This is a genomic window from Undibacterium sp. YM2 (assembly GCF_009937975.1).
Classification (GTDB): Bacteria; Pseudomonadota; Gammaproteobacteria; order Burkholderiales; family Burkholderiaceae_D; genus Undibacterium.
On the sequence record NZ_AP018441.1, the window covers coordinates 1 to 14,553 of the forward strand.

Sequence of the window (14,553 nt, forward strand, 5' to 3'; positions counted from 1 at the left end):
AGAATAAATTTAAACCCAAACCTGTGGATAACTCGGTCAAGCGGGGTTAAAATAGCGGATTAGCGCGGCACCGTTTTATGTCTTTCAGACAACTTACCAAGCGATAGGGCTACCAGCCTCTTAGTAATTCTTACTAAATATCGCCAGGGTAGAATTTAATTCGGCACCGCGCATTTGCATTTAATAATTAAAGTCATACATGGAAAATTTCTGGCAGGCCTGTTCTTCCCAACTTGAGCAAGAGCTTCCACCACAGCAATATAGCGCCTGGATCAAACCGCTAGTACCGCTTGACTTTGAAAACGGCAAGCTGCGTATCGCTGCGCCCAACCGTTTCAAGCTCGACTGGGTCAAAGCCCAGTTCGCTGGCCGCATCACCGACCTGGCTAACCAGTTCTGGGATGAGGATGTCGAAGTACAGTTCGTGCTCGACCCGCGTGGCAACAGAAAAACTGCTCCAGCAGCAGCGGCCGCGCCACGCCCGCAAGGTTTGAATGCTGATCTTGATGCCCAGGGCAGCGTGCCAGAAATGATGTCCGAACCCGCAGCGCCAGAAGTATCGCCGCGCCGCGAGCAAAGCCGTATTAATTCCGACCTGACTTTTGACAGCTTCGTTACCGGTAAGGCCAACCAGCTGGCGCGCGCTGCTGCCATCCAGGTGGCAAATAACCCAGGTGTATCGTACAACCCATTATTCCTGTATGGCGGCGTTGGCCTTGGTAAAACGCATTTGATCCACGCCATCGGCAACCAGATCCTGGTTGATAACCCAAACGCCAAGATACGCTACATCCACGCTGAACAATATGTACGCGACGTAGTGACCGCTTACCAGCGCAAGGGTTTTGATGAATTCAAGCGTTATTACCATTCGCTTGATCTGTTGCTGATCGATGATATTCAATTCTTTGGCGGCAAGAGCCGCACGCAAGAAGAATTCTTTTATGCTTTTGAAGCACTGATCGCCGCCAAGAAACAGATCATCATCACCAGTGATACTTATCCCAAAGAAATCACCGGCATGGATGACCGCCTGATCTCCCGCTTTGACTCTGGCCTGACAGTCGCGATTGAACCGCCAGAGCTGGAAATGCGCGTAGCGATTCTGCTCAAGAAAGCCCATTCAGAAGGCGTCAATATTTCCGACGATGTCGCCTTCTTCGTCGCCAAGCATTTGCGCTCCAACGTGCGTGAACTTGAAGGTGCCTTGCGCAAGATTTTGGCTTACTCCCGCTTCCATGGTAAAGAAATCACCATCGACGTGGTCAAAGAAGCCCTGAAGGATTTGCTGTCGGTACAAAACCGCCAGATTTCCGTAGAAAACATACAGAAGACAGTTGCTGACTTTTTCAACATCAAGGTCGCCGACATGTATTCAAAAAAACGTCCGGCCAATATCGCCAGACCGCGCCAGATTGCCATGTACCTGGCCAAGGAGTTGACTCAAAAGAGCCTGCCGGAAATCGGTGAACTCTTCGGCGGCCGCGACCATACCACGGTCTTGCACGCAGTACGCAAGATAGCGGCAGACCGTACCAAAAACCCCGAGTGCAACCATGAGTTGCATGTATTAGAGCAAACGCTCAAGGGTTGATGGGCTGGATGTTGTAGGATGTGCAATTGGGATGGGTTTGTGCCCAGTTGCAGGTAAGAAATGTTGTAGGGTGCGCCATGCGTACCCTACGGGTTGGCAAGGGTTTTGCTCTGGAGTCAGCGATATGCGTAAGCAACAAACGCCCCTAGAGCGCCAGCCCGGTGGATTCCAGCCTGCGCTGGAATGACGATTTTGAGGATACGGATCGCATCGAAGTATCAGATGTTTAAAGTAACAAGAAAAGTATTAACGTCATCCCAGCGAAGGCTGGGATCCATCTGAGCAAGAACCGTTTGCCCAGAGCGACGAACAAGTTTGCAGGGTTTCAACTCCTTCCCCTTCAAGGGGAAGGCAGGGATGGGGATGGGTTTCTATCGTAATTTGATCGAAGATTGATCAACCGAAACCCATCCCCACCCTAACCCTCCCCTTGAAAGGGAGGGAATGAAAAATTTGTAGGGTGCGCCTGCGCACCAAAGTAGCAAAAGCCCTGAAGGTGCGCACGGCGCACCCTGCGAGGCAGCAAGCATGACAGTAGCAAATAGATGAAGTAGTAAAAAAAGAAGCAAGGGAGCAAGCTAGCTTACTCCGATCCTTTAAACAAAATAGTGAGGATATTCAAATGCAATTGGTTAAAACCCACCGGGACACCCTGCTCCGGCCTTTGCAAATTGTGAGTGGTATTGTCGAGCGTCGGCATACATTGCCGATTCTGGCCAATATCCTCATTCGCAAAGACGGTGAACAGGTGTCGTTCCTGTCGACAGACATAGAAGTGCAGATCACGACCAAGGCAGCCATAGGTTCTGGCGGCGATGTCACGGCCACGACGGTAGCAGCCCGCAAATTGCTGGATATTTTGCGCGCCCTGCCAGATGACAATGATGTTGTCCTGAAGCTTGAAAACAAAAAGATGAGCGTGCAGTCAGGCAAGTCACGCTTCTCCTTGCAAACCCTGGCGGCAGAAGAATTCCCTACTGTGGCACAGGCCGAGCATTTCAATGCCAGCGTCAACCTGCCACAAAAAACCCTGAAGCACCTGTTCAACATGGTGCATTTCTCGATGGCGCAACAAGACATTCGTTATTACCTGAATGGCTTGCTGCTGGTCGTCGATGGCAAGAACGTCATCGCCGTGGCAACTGATGGTCATCGCCTGGCGTTTTGCCAGGTCGAAGTCGAGCAAGAATTCCCGCGTCATGAAGTCATCATCCCGCGCAAGACCATCATCGAGATGCAGCGCCTGCTGGAAGACAAAGAAGACCCGGTACAAATCGACATCGCCAACAACCAGGTCAAACTGACTTTTGCCGATATCGAACTGATCTCCAAACTGGTCGAAGGCAAGTTCCCTGACTTTAACCGCGTCATCCCCAAAGGCTATAAAAACAGCTTCACTTTGGGCCGCGAACAATTGCTGCGCTCATTGCAGCGTGCCGCGATCATGACGTCTGACAAGTTCAAGGGCGTGCGTTGCGTCATCACCCCTGGCCTCATGCAGATCCTGTCGACCAATGCCGACCAGGAAGAAGCGATAGAAGAAATTGAAATCGACTACGGTGGCGACAGCGTGGACATCGGCTTCAACGTCAGCTATCTGCTCGATGTATTGAATAACCTCAAATGCGACCAGATATCGGTGTCTTTGGGCGACTCCAATTCATCCGCACTGATCACTATCCCCGACAACACCGACTTCAAATATGTCGTCATGCCGATGCGGATATAGTTTTTTTATGTGCTGAATTGCCGTGAAAGCAGCGCGTTAAATTCACGGCAATCTCATTACCGTCATTCCCGCGCAGGCGGGAATCCAGTGTCGTTAGTCGTTATGCTCTGATGCATCAACACCCAAGACACTGAATCCCACCTGCACAGAAATGACAAAGCAGTCCCTGAATATGTTTCACATTGGGCGATTTACAAAATTGTCCAAAACAGTTCGTTTTTTTAGAAGGTAGCCATGTCCGATAACACCCAAGACAACACTCCAGCGCAGCCAAGTCAATACGGCGCATCCTCAATCCAGATTCTGGAAGGCCTGGAAGCCGTGCGGAAACGCCCCGGCATGTACATCGGTGACACCTCGGACGGCACCGGTCTCCATCACCTGGTCTTTGAAGTGCTGGATAACTCCATTGATGAATCCCTGGCAGGTCACTGTACCGAGATCAATGTCACTATCCACAGCGACAACTCCATCTCCATTACTGACAATGGTCGCGGCATCCCTACCGGCATCAAATGGGATGACAAGCACGACCCAAAACGCAGCGCCGCTGAGATCGTCATGACCGAGCTGCATGCCGGTGGCAAGTTCGATCAAAACTCCTACAAGGTATCCGGCGGTCTGCATGGCGTGGGTGTGTCCTGCGTGAATGGCCTGTCCAAGCTGCTCAAGCTGACTATCCGCCGCGACGGCAAAATGCACACCATGGAATTTGCCAAAGGTGTAGTGCAAAACCGCGAACTCGAAACCGTTGATGGCGTACTCACTTCACCAATCAAGGTCGTTGGTGACACCGACAAGCGCGGTACTGAAGTCCACTTCTGGGCCGATGAAGAAATCTTCACTCACGTAGAATTCCATTATGAAATCCTGGCCAAGCGCATACGCGAATTGTCCTTCCTGAATAATGGCGTACGCATCAAACTGAATGACCACCGCACCGGCAAAGAAGAATTGTTTGCCTTTGAAGGCGGCACTCGCGGCTTTGTTGAATACATCAACAAAAACAAAAGCATACTCAACCCAACGATATTCCAGGCCACTGGCGAGCGCCAGTCTGACCAGAACACCACCATCACGGTCGACGTCTCCATGCAATGGAACGACGCCTACAATGAACAGGTACTATGCTTCACCAATAACATCCCGCAGCGCGATGGTGGCACCCACCTGACCGGCCTGCGCGCCGCGATGACACGCGTCATCAACAAGTATATTGAAGAGCACGAGTTCGCCAAAAAAGCCAAGGTAGAAGTCAGCGGCGACGACATGCGCGAAGGCCTGACCTGCGTCCTGTCCGTCAAAGTGCCAGAACCAAAGTTCAGCTCCCAGACCAAAGACAAACTCGTCTCCAGTGAAGTACGCGGCCCGGTAGAAGAGATAGTCGCCAAGACCCTGACCGACTTCTTGATGGAAAAACCCAACGACGCCAAGATCATTTGCGGCAAAATCGTTGAAGCCGCACGTGCCCGTGAAGCTGCGCGCAAAGCCCGCGAACTGACACGCCGCAAAGGCGTCATGGACGGCCTGGGCCTGTCTTCCAAACTGGCAGACTGCCAGGAAAAAGACCCCGCCCTGTGCGAACTGTACATCGTCGAAGGTGACTCTGCGGGTGGATCAGCCAAGCAAGGCCGCGACCGCAAGTTCCAGGCCATCTTGCCACTGCGCGGTAAAGTCCTCAACGTAGAAAAAGCCCGCTTTGAAAAAATGCTGTCCAGTGAACAGATCACCACCCTGATCGCCACCCTGGGCACCAGCATAGGCCCGGATGAATTCAATGCCGACAAACTGCGCTACCACCGCATCATCATCATGACCGATGCGGACGTTGACGGTGCCCACATCCGCACCCTGCTGCTGACCCTGTTCTATCGCCAGATGCCACAACTGGTAGAACGCGGCCACATCTACATCGCCCAGCCACCACTCTACAAAGTCAAGGCAGGCCGCGATGAGCGTTATCTCAAAGATGATGCAGAAGAAGCCACCTACATGATGACCGTGGCCCTGACCGGCGCATCCCTCACACCAGGCACAGGCGCAGCCCCCATCACTGGCGAAGCCCTGGGCGAACTGGTACGCCAGTACAACCTGGCCAACGCCATCATGATGCGCCTGACCCGCGTCATCGACCGCGCCGCCCTCACCGCCATCATGACCGGCGTCACGCTCAAACTGGACACCGCAGAAAACGCAGAAGCATCCGCCACTGCCCTGACTGCCGCCATCGGCGACAACGCCGTCAAAGCAGTTGTACGCAGCGACGAACTCTCAGGCGCCTTCAGCCTGCGCATAGAACGCCTGTACCACGGCAACATCAAGGTCAGCAGCATCGATGCCGACTTTGTCGATGGTGCCGACTACAAAGTGCTGGAAAACGCCGCAACCACCTTCAAGGGCCTGCTCACAGAAGGTGCATTCATCCGCCGCGGTGAAGGCGAAAAAGCCAAGGAAATCGCCGTCCACGACTTCCACCAGGCCATGCTCTGGCTGCGCGACGAAGCCGAACGTGGAGTCAGCAAACAACGCTATAAAGGTCTGGGCGAAATGAACCCAAGCCAACTCTGGGAAACCACCATGGACCCCACAGTCCGCCGCCTGCTCAAAGTACAAATCGAGGACGCGATTGCCGCGGATCAAATCTTTACGACCCTGATGGGCGACGATGTGGAACCACGCAGGGCGTTTATTGAATCGAATGCGTTGAGGGCGGGGAATATTGACGTTTGATAATTGTCGGGTGACACGGAAAATGAAAAGCGTGACAGATTAGTGAAAAAGTTCTGCCACAATTAATGCAACATAGCTGCTAGGTATTTTAGGGTTTTCCGTGTTTTGAGTATGGGTGAAGATGATTCTAAATTTAGTTATCGATACCTCAGTATGGCTCGACTTGGCGAAGGACCACCGCCAGTTACCACTTTTGGACGCGCTTTTTACCATGACGCGAAACGGTCAGGTGGTTCTAATTGTGCCTCAAATCGTCGTAGATGAATTCGGGCGAAATCGTGATCGAGTAATGGCTGCAAGCCGCGCTAGTCTGTCTAGTCACTTCAAGCGAGTGAAAGAGGCAATTATTCAGTTTGCACCACCTGAGGGGCGCGATGCCACCTTAGCCCAATTAAATGAAGTGGATCACCGGATTGTTTCGGGCGGCGAAGCGGTGAGCGAGGCTGTGGATATAGTCGAAAGCCTATTTGCTGAGTCAGCCCCAATGCCGATCAGTGACTCCATTAAGATCCGCGCAGCAGATCGAGCCATTTCGAAGATAGCACCTTTCCACCGGCAGATAAATGGGATGGGGGATGCGATCATCATCGAAAGCTACATTGATGCGCTTGCTACGCGCAACGAAGAGGACGTGTTTGCATTCGTGACCCACAATACTCATGACTTCAGCCAAAAGGGTGCCGACACGCGGTTGCCTCACGAGGATTTAACATCGCTTTTCGATGGTACGAGGTCGAGATACGAAACGAACCTGAGCGTTCTGCTCAGCGAGTTTGCGAGTGAGCTAATAGAAGAGACCAGATTCGAACGCGAATACAGTCAAGATTCTCGGCAGCTCTCTGAGTTACTCGAGGCAGAGAACAAACTCACGACACAAATTTGGTACGGCAGAAAATGGCACATTATCGATAGTGTCGAGAGCGGTGAGGAAAAGCTTGTATCAAAAGAAATCTGGGACCAGGCTACACCAGAAGAACGTCGCTATCTGATGGTGGATACTATTTGGGAAGGAATGATCGCTGCAATGAAAAGCGCTGAAGAAGAATTCGGCGTTGGGGAATTGGGACCTTGGACGGATTTTGAATGGGGGATGCTCAACGGAAAGCTGTCCGCAATACGCTGGGTTCTCGGCGACGAGTGGGATATGCTCGATACGTGAAGTACGATCGACGCAATTCATTGATGCGTCAGATTCAAGTCTCTTTTTTGTTCGTACTATTTTTAAGCCAAGTATTCAATTCGCTTACGCATAGACATTCATCATTACCACCACTTTGTGTAGCTCCTTCCTGAGCGATTCCAGCGACTCGGAAAAGCTCGTCCACATATGGGCCGCCACTATTTCCTTTACGAACATTTGTCGAAACTTCGATACGTTGGAGACCTTTGCGAGGAAAGCGATTCAAAACAGAGGCATTAGTTTGATTAGAGAAGCGGCCAGGGTTCCAATTTGGGAATCCAATAAGATAACCTGGTTCATTTTTTTTGATTGGTGCGTCAAGGCTCGTAAAATGTCTAACATTCTCTGGAGGGGATACAAACTCAAGAATAGCTAAATCACGATCACTATCATAATGTACTAATTTGGCATCCCAGGTTTGACCTCGCACCGGACTATGGATTGTGATATTTTTTTCATAAACATCGGGCGACATATAACCTGTGTCCAGGATTTCTTCCACTTCTTCCCCATATTTAGTAATTTTTACGGATTCTTTATAGCGAAAAACGTGCTCACAAGTGACTAGGCAATTATTCGATTGATATAAAAATGCAGTTCCCTGACCGCAAACAAACTCTGGGGCTTTAGCACCCTCGACTGGATAAAGTCCACCCCATTCAACAACAAAAACTGCATGGTCCACATCATGCGAATTTCTCACGATTGGCTCCACAGGTAATTTTGAGAAAAAGAAGTTTCGCCCTTCCTCAACTTCCTTAGCACACAAAACATTATATCTCTCAGCAAGTCTTGTGTAGATCGCGTCATCTGCACCACGAACCATGCGAAGATACAACAATTTACCCCATAAGACGTTAGCTAATTCTGGTACAGCTCGTGTACGTCGTTGTCTAAGCCAAATACGTTTTTCACGAGTTAATCTAAGGCCTTCTGAAATAAGTGCATCCCATTGATCTCGCGCCTTGATATAACCAAAAACCTCCCATGCATGCAAAGCGCCACGTATGCGATCAATGAAATTGCGCTTGACGTTTGGGAACTCATTAATAGTAATACCTGTTACTTCAAGTCTATTTAAACGATTACTTAATCTATTTTTAGTTGAATTAATATTAAAACTGTTTTCAAGAATTATGGATTGCAATTCTTGGCCCAAAGTTAAAGTTCCGCTCTCAAATCTGCAAATATTTTCAGGTAAACGTACAGCATCACGGATCGAAAATGAAAATGAAATGTCATCTGCGTATCTTGTGTAAGTTGCTCTATGGCGCCTGGCAAGAGCCATTAATTCGCTGTCCATTTTTCGACAGACTAAGTTGGCAAGTATCGGAGAAGTAGGCGCCCCCTGAGGCAGTTCATTTCTATGCGTACACAAATGCGCAAGGACTGTCGCTACGCTGTATGAACATTCGAATGGTTTGCTTTGGAAAACCCCACGTACACGAAAAAAATTAATCGACGGAAAAAAATCTTGAAGATCAATGTTCAACAAATGATGCGTTTGCGTCGAACAATGCCGCAATGCATTTGTTAGAATACTTCGCCTTTTAGTAAACCCATGAACGCATGCTTTTGGGTTGCCGCCTCTTGTCTCCAAAAAAGACAAGACCTTTAATTGAAGTTCTTTTAATGCCTTTCTCGGCTCCTGAATAATTCTCGCCTTGCCATTACGTTTTGTAATCAGAAAAATTTTATAGGATGGAGTTGGATAGATTATTTTCTTTACTTCTGAATAAGGTATCCCTAATAGATACCGTGACATGAACTCAACATTAGTCCTAATAAGTGCTTCCCTAAACGGGAGATTTAATACGTCAAAATGAATGTCTGAGTCAGTCATATGGGCCCAAGCAGTTGCCACCTCAACATCTTTCACCTTTACCAACTACGCGACCATCTGCTCACAATACTAGCGGAGAGACGGGGTTACCTCGCTACAAGATCTGCGTTAACGCGGATCAGATTAAGTCTATATTGAGGTGGCTATAGATTTTAAGTTGAAAATTAAACATATTGCAACTTCAAAATTTGAGTGTGTCCCTTTTTTTATCAACTCATACAATATTTCTACTAATTTCTTATCTTTGCTTAATTGAACATTTTCACAATTCAAGCGCGAGCACTTGTTATGCTTATCAAAACCGCTCCTGCCGCGCAAAGAACTCCCAAATCATTTCCGCCCCGTTCGGTGCCATCGGCGACGGGCCTAGCAGGCGTGCGCGGCGATAGTAGGGTTGCGGTAAGCCATGTCCGCCGCCGTGGATGGTGACGAGTTCAACTTCGGTTCTGGGGTCTTGCTTCCAGCTTACTTGTTCTACATCGACGCCTGATATTGCGGTTGTCTGTTCTGTGGGTGTGGCTGTGATCTTGTGCAGGTCTGCGAAGTATTGCGCGGATGCGCGGGCATTGAGTACGTCGCCGCATTTGTAGAACAGGCCTAGCAGGTTCACTTCGCCGCCATTGTAGGGCACTAGCGGGTCTTTGGTGCCGTTCATGATCATGACTGAGGTTAAGCCTGTGCCAGCGGGTTTGCAGCGGAAGTTTTGGGGGACTTGCACGCTTGCTGAAACTGCGGCTACGGCGCGGAAGTGGCTTGGGGATTCCAGTGCCAGGCGTAGTGACATGAAGCCGCCTGCGGAGACGCCGGTGGCGAATACGCGGGTTTTGTCTGTGCCCAGGTCGTTGATGAGTTTGTCTGTCAGGGCGTTGAGGAAACTGACGTCGTCAATATCGCGGCCATTGACCTGGTAGTCGCCGACTTTGCCGCAGTCGTTCCAGTCAAAGCTGTAGGATTCGGGGTAGGCTATGGCGAAGCCGTGTTGATCTGCGAGGCGTTCGAAGCCGTAGCCGGTTTCTACGCGTATGTCTTCTGCGCTTTGGCCAGAGCCGTGCATGACCAGCATCAGCGGTGCGCCTTTGGGTAGGTCGCGTGGTACGTAGCTGATGTAGGTGCGTTTGATGCCGCCTGCCTGTATGCTGCCTTTTTGCACAGCGCCTGACAAGGCTGGGCGTACGGGTGCTGGGGAATAAATGAAGTAGGCGAACAGTGCGCCGCATAGTGCGATGAGGGTGAGCAGGCTCAGCATGATCCAAGCAAACCAGCGTAGGACTCGTTTCATGGCGCACTTTCAGTGGCTGGGCGTTGAGAGGGAAATCCTCATCGTTTGCCAGGTCGTACTACCTGTTGTTGACCTGCCTGAATAAGTACTCAGGTAAGTATTCAAGTAAGCACTCAAGCAAGAGCCTGAGCCCAGGGATCAACGAGATATAACAGCACTAAGCGATACTAAGTAGCACCAAGCAACACTGCGGCGTGGCAGCAAGTGCGGTCTTGCGTGATTTGTCGCGACGATGCGTTTGGTTGCTGCTGAATTGCTCTCTTGATTGGGCTCGCTTAAATATGGCTTATTCAAATATGGCTCACTTCATGCAGTGAGCCATATCCTGATGCCAAGGGGTAAAGCCCGGTGACTGAGTACTGAACTTAGGACAGTTCACCCTGCTTGATGATGATGCGCGATACCAGGCCGTATTCCATGGCTTCTGCAGCGCTCATCCAGTAATCGCGGTCGATGTCGGTGGTGACTTTTTCCAGGGACTGGCCGGATTCTTTGGCGATCAGGGCGGCGATGCGTTCGCGTATCTTGACGATCTCACGGGCCTGGATGGCGATGTCGGTTGCCTGGCCACCTATGCCGCCGCTGGGCTGGTGTATCAAAAAGCGAGTGTTTGGCAGGCAGACGCGGCGCTCTTTGGGGACGGACAGGAAAACATTGACGGCAGCACTGCCTACCCAGCCTGTGCCAACGATATTCACTGGTGCATCGATGAACTTGATGATGTCATGGATGACATCGCCAGATTCGACATGGCCGCCGGGGGAAGATACCAGGATGGTGATGGGGTCTTTGGACTCTGCCGACAGGGCGATCAGGCGCTTGCTGACTTCAGCCGCCAGTTTGTCATTGATGGTGCCAAATACCAGCACGGTGCGGGATTTGAAGGCCTTTTCTTCTAGGAAAGGGCTGCGTTGTACTTCGTTGTTGTCTTTTTCGTCGGCCATGAAAGTCTTCTTAAGGTTGGACTGCTAGATGTAGATGGTATTTTTAGGGAATACAGGCTGGGTAAATGGCAGCTCAGGTGCTTTTTTTCAAGTAGGCTTCTGCCAGCCTGACCCAATAAGTTGCGCCTATGGGCAGCAAATCATCATTGAAGTCATAGCTGGGGTTGTGCAAGTTGCAAGGCCCGAGGCCGTGGCCCATGTCCCTGTGCCCACCGTCACCATTGCCCAAAAAGGCATAGCAGCCCGGCTTGGCCTGTAGCATGAAAGAAAAGTCTTCTGCGCCCATGGTGGGTTCTACCCTTTCATCGACCTTGTCTGCACCTACTACACTGCGCATCACCTCTGCGGCAAAAGCGGTTTCCCTGGCATGGTTGATCAGGGGCGGGTAATTGCGCTTGAAGCGGAAATCCACCTGGGCATCAAAAGCCGCAGCGGTATGTTCGGCAATGGTGCGCATGCGTTTTTCTATGAGGTCTATCATTTCGGTGCTGAAGGCGCGTACCGTGCCTATCAGTGTTGCTTCATCGGGTATCACATTGGTGGCACTGCCAGAATGGATTTGGGTGACAGACAAAACGGCAGACTCCAGCGGGCTGGCATTGCGGCTGACGATGGTTTGCCAGCTCTGTGCCATTTGTACCGCGACCATGATAGGGTCTATGCCCTTGTGCGGTTGCGCCGCATGGGCACCCTTGCCTCTGACGATGACTTCAAATTCATTTGACGAGGCCATCATTGGGCCAGGTGTGACACCAAAAGTGCCCACTGCTGCGCCCGGCCAGTTATGCATGCCAAAGACGGCATCCATGGGGTATTTGTCGAACATGCCTTCTTCTATCATGCGCCGCGCACCGCCGCCGCCTTCTTCGGCAGGCTGGAAGATCAGATAGACGGTGCCATCAAATTCTTTATATTTGGACAGGTAATGTGCCGCCCCCAGCAGCATGGCGGTGTGACCATCATGGCCGCAGGCATGCATTTTTCCATCGTGTTTTGAGGTATGGGCAAAGGTATTGATTTCCTGCATGGGCAGGGCATCCATATCGGCACGCAAGCCTATGGCCCGTTCGCTAGTGCCATTCTTGAGTACGCCGACGATGCCTGTGCCAGCCAGGCCACGGATGATGGGTATGCCCCAGGCCTCCAGCTTTTGCGCGACAACTTCAGAGGTGCGGTGTTCTTCAAAGCAAAGCTCGGGGTGGGCGTGGATATCACGCCGGATTTGCTGGATTTCGGCCTGGAATTGGACGATAGGATCGATCAGGTTCATTTTTTGTCTCCGGATTGCATTGCATCAATGCGCTGGCAATAAGCTACTGGCGCATAAGCACAAGCTATTCTTTGCAGGATGTTATCCTGTTGATAAGAAAAATGATAGCCAGCACGGTATTTGGCTCAATACCCGCTTACGACATGTTTCTTCAGTATAGAGAAAGATACCAGATTCCGGGCAAACTGGTAGCGGTCCATCTGTGCCAGGATTGCATATGCATACTACAAAAACTGCTTTGACTAAATACTTTGACCAGCTTACCTTACCAGCGCATTCCAGACATCGCACTCATGCCCGCGCCATAAATGGCCAGCATGCTCAGTATCAGGCCTATGGGGCCAGATACCAGGCTGCTCCATAGGCAGTTGATTGCCAGTGCCCTTTCTTGGCGCAACCGGGCAATGGCAGCCACGGGCAGCGTGCTCAAACCGAGGATGGCGGGCAACAAGAGCACGATCAGCGGGGTGGTGCGGCCACTGGCCTCAAGCATGAAGAAAGATATCGTCAGCAACGCGATCAGGTGCAGCAATATCAGTCTGGCGCGGTCGCTGCGCAGGCGTGTTGTCAGATAAGAAAAATAAGCAGGGTAACTGAGACCTCCAAGCATAAGCATGCCAGGCACCTTGCTGAGATCGCTGTGGCTGATGTAGTCATACACCAAAGGTGGCAGTATCATGACCAGCAGGATGAGGAAAAGATGCAGGGCAATACGCAATGCAATACGCTTGTTGATGGGCATGTAAGCTCAGTTTATACGGGTAGAGTCGCAGGCAAGGCCCGCAGCTTGCTTAGTGTAGCAGATGGTACAGTCTGCACGAGCCTGCGCACGAGTCTGCGCACGAGCCTGACATAAAGCCTGTAAAATTCGCTAAAAGACGGTAAAACATTATATATACGCAATGCAGATACTCATGAAACTTTCATGCCGGAAAACCAGCCATGGGCCAACCCAGGCGGATTCCCTGTATCTGCCGACAATCTCAAGGCAGGTCTGATACATGTCAGGGTTTATCTTGCGCCGCCTGCTGCAAAGCCTGGCAGTTTTGCTGCTCATGTCACTGCTGGTATTTGCTGGCGTGTATGCAATAGGCAACCCAATCGATATCCTGATCAGCCCTGAGGCAGATCAGCTTGAGCGTGCGCGCATCATCGCTGCCTTTGGCCTGGACCAGAGCCTGCCGCAGCAATACTGGTTATTTTTGAAAAATGCCCTGGCTGGCGACATGGGGCGTTCCTTCGCTTATGCGACACCGGCACTGGGTCTCATCATAGAACGTATGCCAGCCACGCTGGAACTGGCGGTGTTTGCCATATTGATTGCGATCTTGCTCGGCATCCCGCTGGGTTTGCTGGCTGGTTTGCGGCCTGACAGCATTGCTGCAAAAAGCATCATGGCGGTATCGATACTGGGCTTCTCCCTGCCTACCTTTTGGGTAGGGCTGATGTTGATCATGGTGTTCGCTGTGCAATTGGGTTGGTTGCCTTCCAGTGGACGTGGCGAGACGACACTCTTGCTGGGCATACCTGTGAGTTTCTTGAGTCTCGATGGCCTCAAGCATTTGCTCTTGCCTGCGCTGAACCTGGCGCTCTTTAATATCGCCATGGTGATACGCCTGACGCGCTCTGGTGCGCAAGAAGCGCTGCTGCAAGACTATGTGCGCTTTGCCCGCGCCAAGGGTTTGCGCAATAGCCGCATCATCGGCGTGCATGTACTCAAGAATATCCTTATCCCTATTGTCACCGTGATTGCCTTGCAATTCGGTTCCATCATCGCGTTTGCGATTGTCACTGAATCAGTGTTTGCCTGGCCAGGCATGGGCAAGCTTATTATCGATTCGATACGCGTGCTGGACAGGCCGGTCATTGTTGCCTATCTGCTGCTGATCGTCAGCCTGTTTATCTTTATTAACCTGGTGGTGGATGTGGTGTATTCATTGCTGGACCCGCGCGTGCGTTTGTCAGAAAGCCGGGGCTGATTTTT

Annotated in this window: 10 protein-coding genes; 5 read left to right on the forward strand and 5 right to left on the reverse strand. The window is 51.1% G+C overall.

Going from position 1 to position 14,553, the window contains the following annotated elements:
- Positions 1 to 199 precede the first annotated feature (199 nt).
- From dnaA to UNDYM_RS00020, 4 genes are all read left to right on the forward strand, one after another.
- Entirely contained in the window at positions 200 to 1,594 is a 1,395-nt protein-coding gene (dnaA, locus tag UNDYM_RS00005; RefSeq protein WP_162039171.1) for a chromosomal replication initiator protein DnaA, read from the forward strand.
- 622 nt (positions 1,595 to 2,216) lie between these two features.
- Positions 2,217 to 3,323, forward strand: coding sequence for a DNA polymerase III subunit beta (gene dnaN, locus UNDYM_RS00010; protein ID WP_162039172.1), 1,107 nt, complete (start codon positions 2,217 to 2,219; stop codon positions 3,321 to 3,323).
- Between the two features lie 234 nt (positions 3,324 to 3,557).
- Complete coding sequence (gene gyrB / locus UNDYM_RS00015; RefSeq protein WP_162039173.1) at positions 3,558 to 6,053, forward strand: DNA topoisomerase (ATP-hydrolyzing) subunit B; 2,496 nt, start codon at positions 3,558 to 3,560, stop codon at positions 6,051 to 6,053.
- A gap of 121 nt (positions 6,054 to 6,174) precedes the next feature.
- The gene (locus UNDYM_RS00020; RefSeq protein WP_162039174.1) at positions 6,175 to 7,212 is read left to right on the forward strand and encodes a PIN domain-containing protein; all 1,038 of its coding nucleotides are present in this window, start codon (positions 6,175 to 6,177) and stop codon (positions 7,210 to 7,212) included.
- A 34-nt stretch (positions 7,213 to 7,246) separates the two neighbouring features.
- Here UNDYM_RS00020 and UNDYM_RS00025 read toward each other — a convergent pair whose 3' ends face one another.
- From UNDYM_RS00025 to UNDYM_RS00045, 5 genes are all read right to left on the reverse strand, one after another.
- Positions 7,247 to 9,112 carry a reverse transcriptase domain-containing protein gene (locus tag UNDYM_RS00025; protein WP_162039175.1) on the reverse strand — a complete coding sequence of 622 codons (1,866 nt, stop codon included), beginning with the start codon at positions 9,110 to 9,112 and terminating at the stop codon, positions 7,247 to 7,249.
- A 259-nt stretch (positions 9,113 to 9,371) separates the two neighbouring features.
- Positions 9,372 to 10,355, reverse strand: coding sequence for a PHB depolymerase family esterase (locus UNDYM_RS00030; protein ID WP_162039176.1), 984 nt, complete (start codon positions 10,353 to 10,355; stop codon positions 9,372 to 9,374).
- 365 nt (positions 10,356 to 10,720) lie between these two features.
- On the reverse strand, positions 10,721 to 11,299 hold the full coding sequence (locus UNDYM_RS00035) for an ATP-dependent Clp protease proteolytic subunit (protein ID WP_162039177.1): 579 nt from the start codon (positions 11,297 to 11,299) through the stop codon (positions 10,721 to 10,723).
- 73 nt (positions 11,300 to 11,372) lie between these two features.
- Positions 11,373 to 12,569, reverse strand: coding sequence for a M20 aminoacylase family protein (locus tag UNDYM_RS00040; RefSeq protein ID WP_162039178.1), 1,197 nt, complete (start codon positions 12,567 to 12,569; stop codon positions 11,373 to 11,375).
- A gap of 265 nt (positions 12,570 to 12,834) precedes the next feature.
- On the reverse strand, positions 12,835 to 13,311 hold the full coding sequence (locus UNDYM_RS00045) for a hypothetical protein (protein ID WP_162039179.1): 477 nt from the start codon (positions 13,309 to 13,311) through the stop codon (positions 12,835 to 12,837).
- 259 nt (positions 13,312 to 13,570) lie between these two features.
- Between UNDYM_RS00045 and UNDYM_RS00050 the strand changes: the two genes are divergently transcribed.
- Positions 13,571 to 14,548, forward strand: coding sequence for an ABC transporter permease (locus UNDYM_RS00050; protein WP_162039180.1), 978 nt, complete (start codon positions 13,571 to 13,573; stop codon positions 14,546 to 14,548).
- Positions 14,549 to 14,553 lie beyond the last annotated feature (5 nt).

What these genes read in the sequence shown, in the direction of transcription:
- UNDYM_RS00050 (WP_162039180.1), top strand. Translation starts at nt 13,571, where the DNA reads ATGTCAGGGTTTATCTTGCGCCGCCTGCTGCAAAGCCTGGCAGTTTTG.
- dnaA (WP_162039171.1), top strand. Translation starts at nt 200, where the DNA reads ATGGAAAATTTCTGGCAGGCCTGTTCTTCCCAACTTGAGCAAGAGCTT.
- UNDYM_RS00045 (WP_162039179.1), bottom strand. Translation starts at nt 13,311, where the DNA reads ATGCCCATCAACAAGCGTATTGCATTGCGTATTGCCCTGCATCTTTTC.
- UNDYM_RS00030 (WP_162039176.1), bottom strand. Translation starts at nt 10,355, where the DNA reads ATGAAACGAGTCCTACGCTGGTTTGCTTGGATCATGCTGAGCCTGCTC.
- UNDYM_RS00040 (WP_162039178.1), bottom strand. Translation starts at nt 12,569, where the DNA reads ATGAACCTGATCGATCCTATCGTCCAATTCCAGGCCGAAATCCAGCAA.
- UNDYM_RS00020 (WP_162039174.1), top strand. Translation starts at nt 6,175, where the DNA reads ATGATTCTAAATTTAGTTATCGATACCTCAGTATGGCTCGACTTGGCG.
- dnaN (WP_162039172.1), top strand. Translation starts at nt 2,217, where the DNA reads ATGCAATTGGTTAAAACCCACCGGGACACCCTGCTCCGGCCTTTGCAA.
- UNDYM_RS00035 (WP_162039177.1), bottom strand. Translation starts at nt 11,299, where the DNA reads ATGGCCGACGAAAAAGACAACAACGAAGTACAACGCAGCCCTTTCCTA.
- gyrB (WP_162039173.1), top strand. Translation starts at nt 3,558, where the DNA reads ATGTCCGATAACACCCAAGACAACACTCCAGCGCAGCCAAGTCAATAC.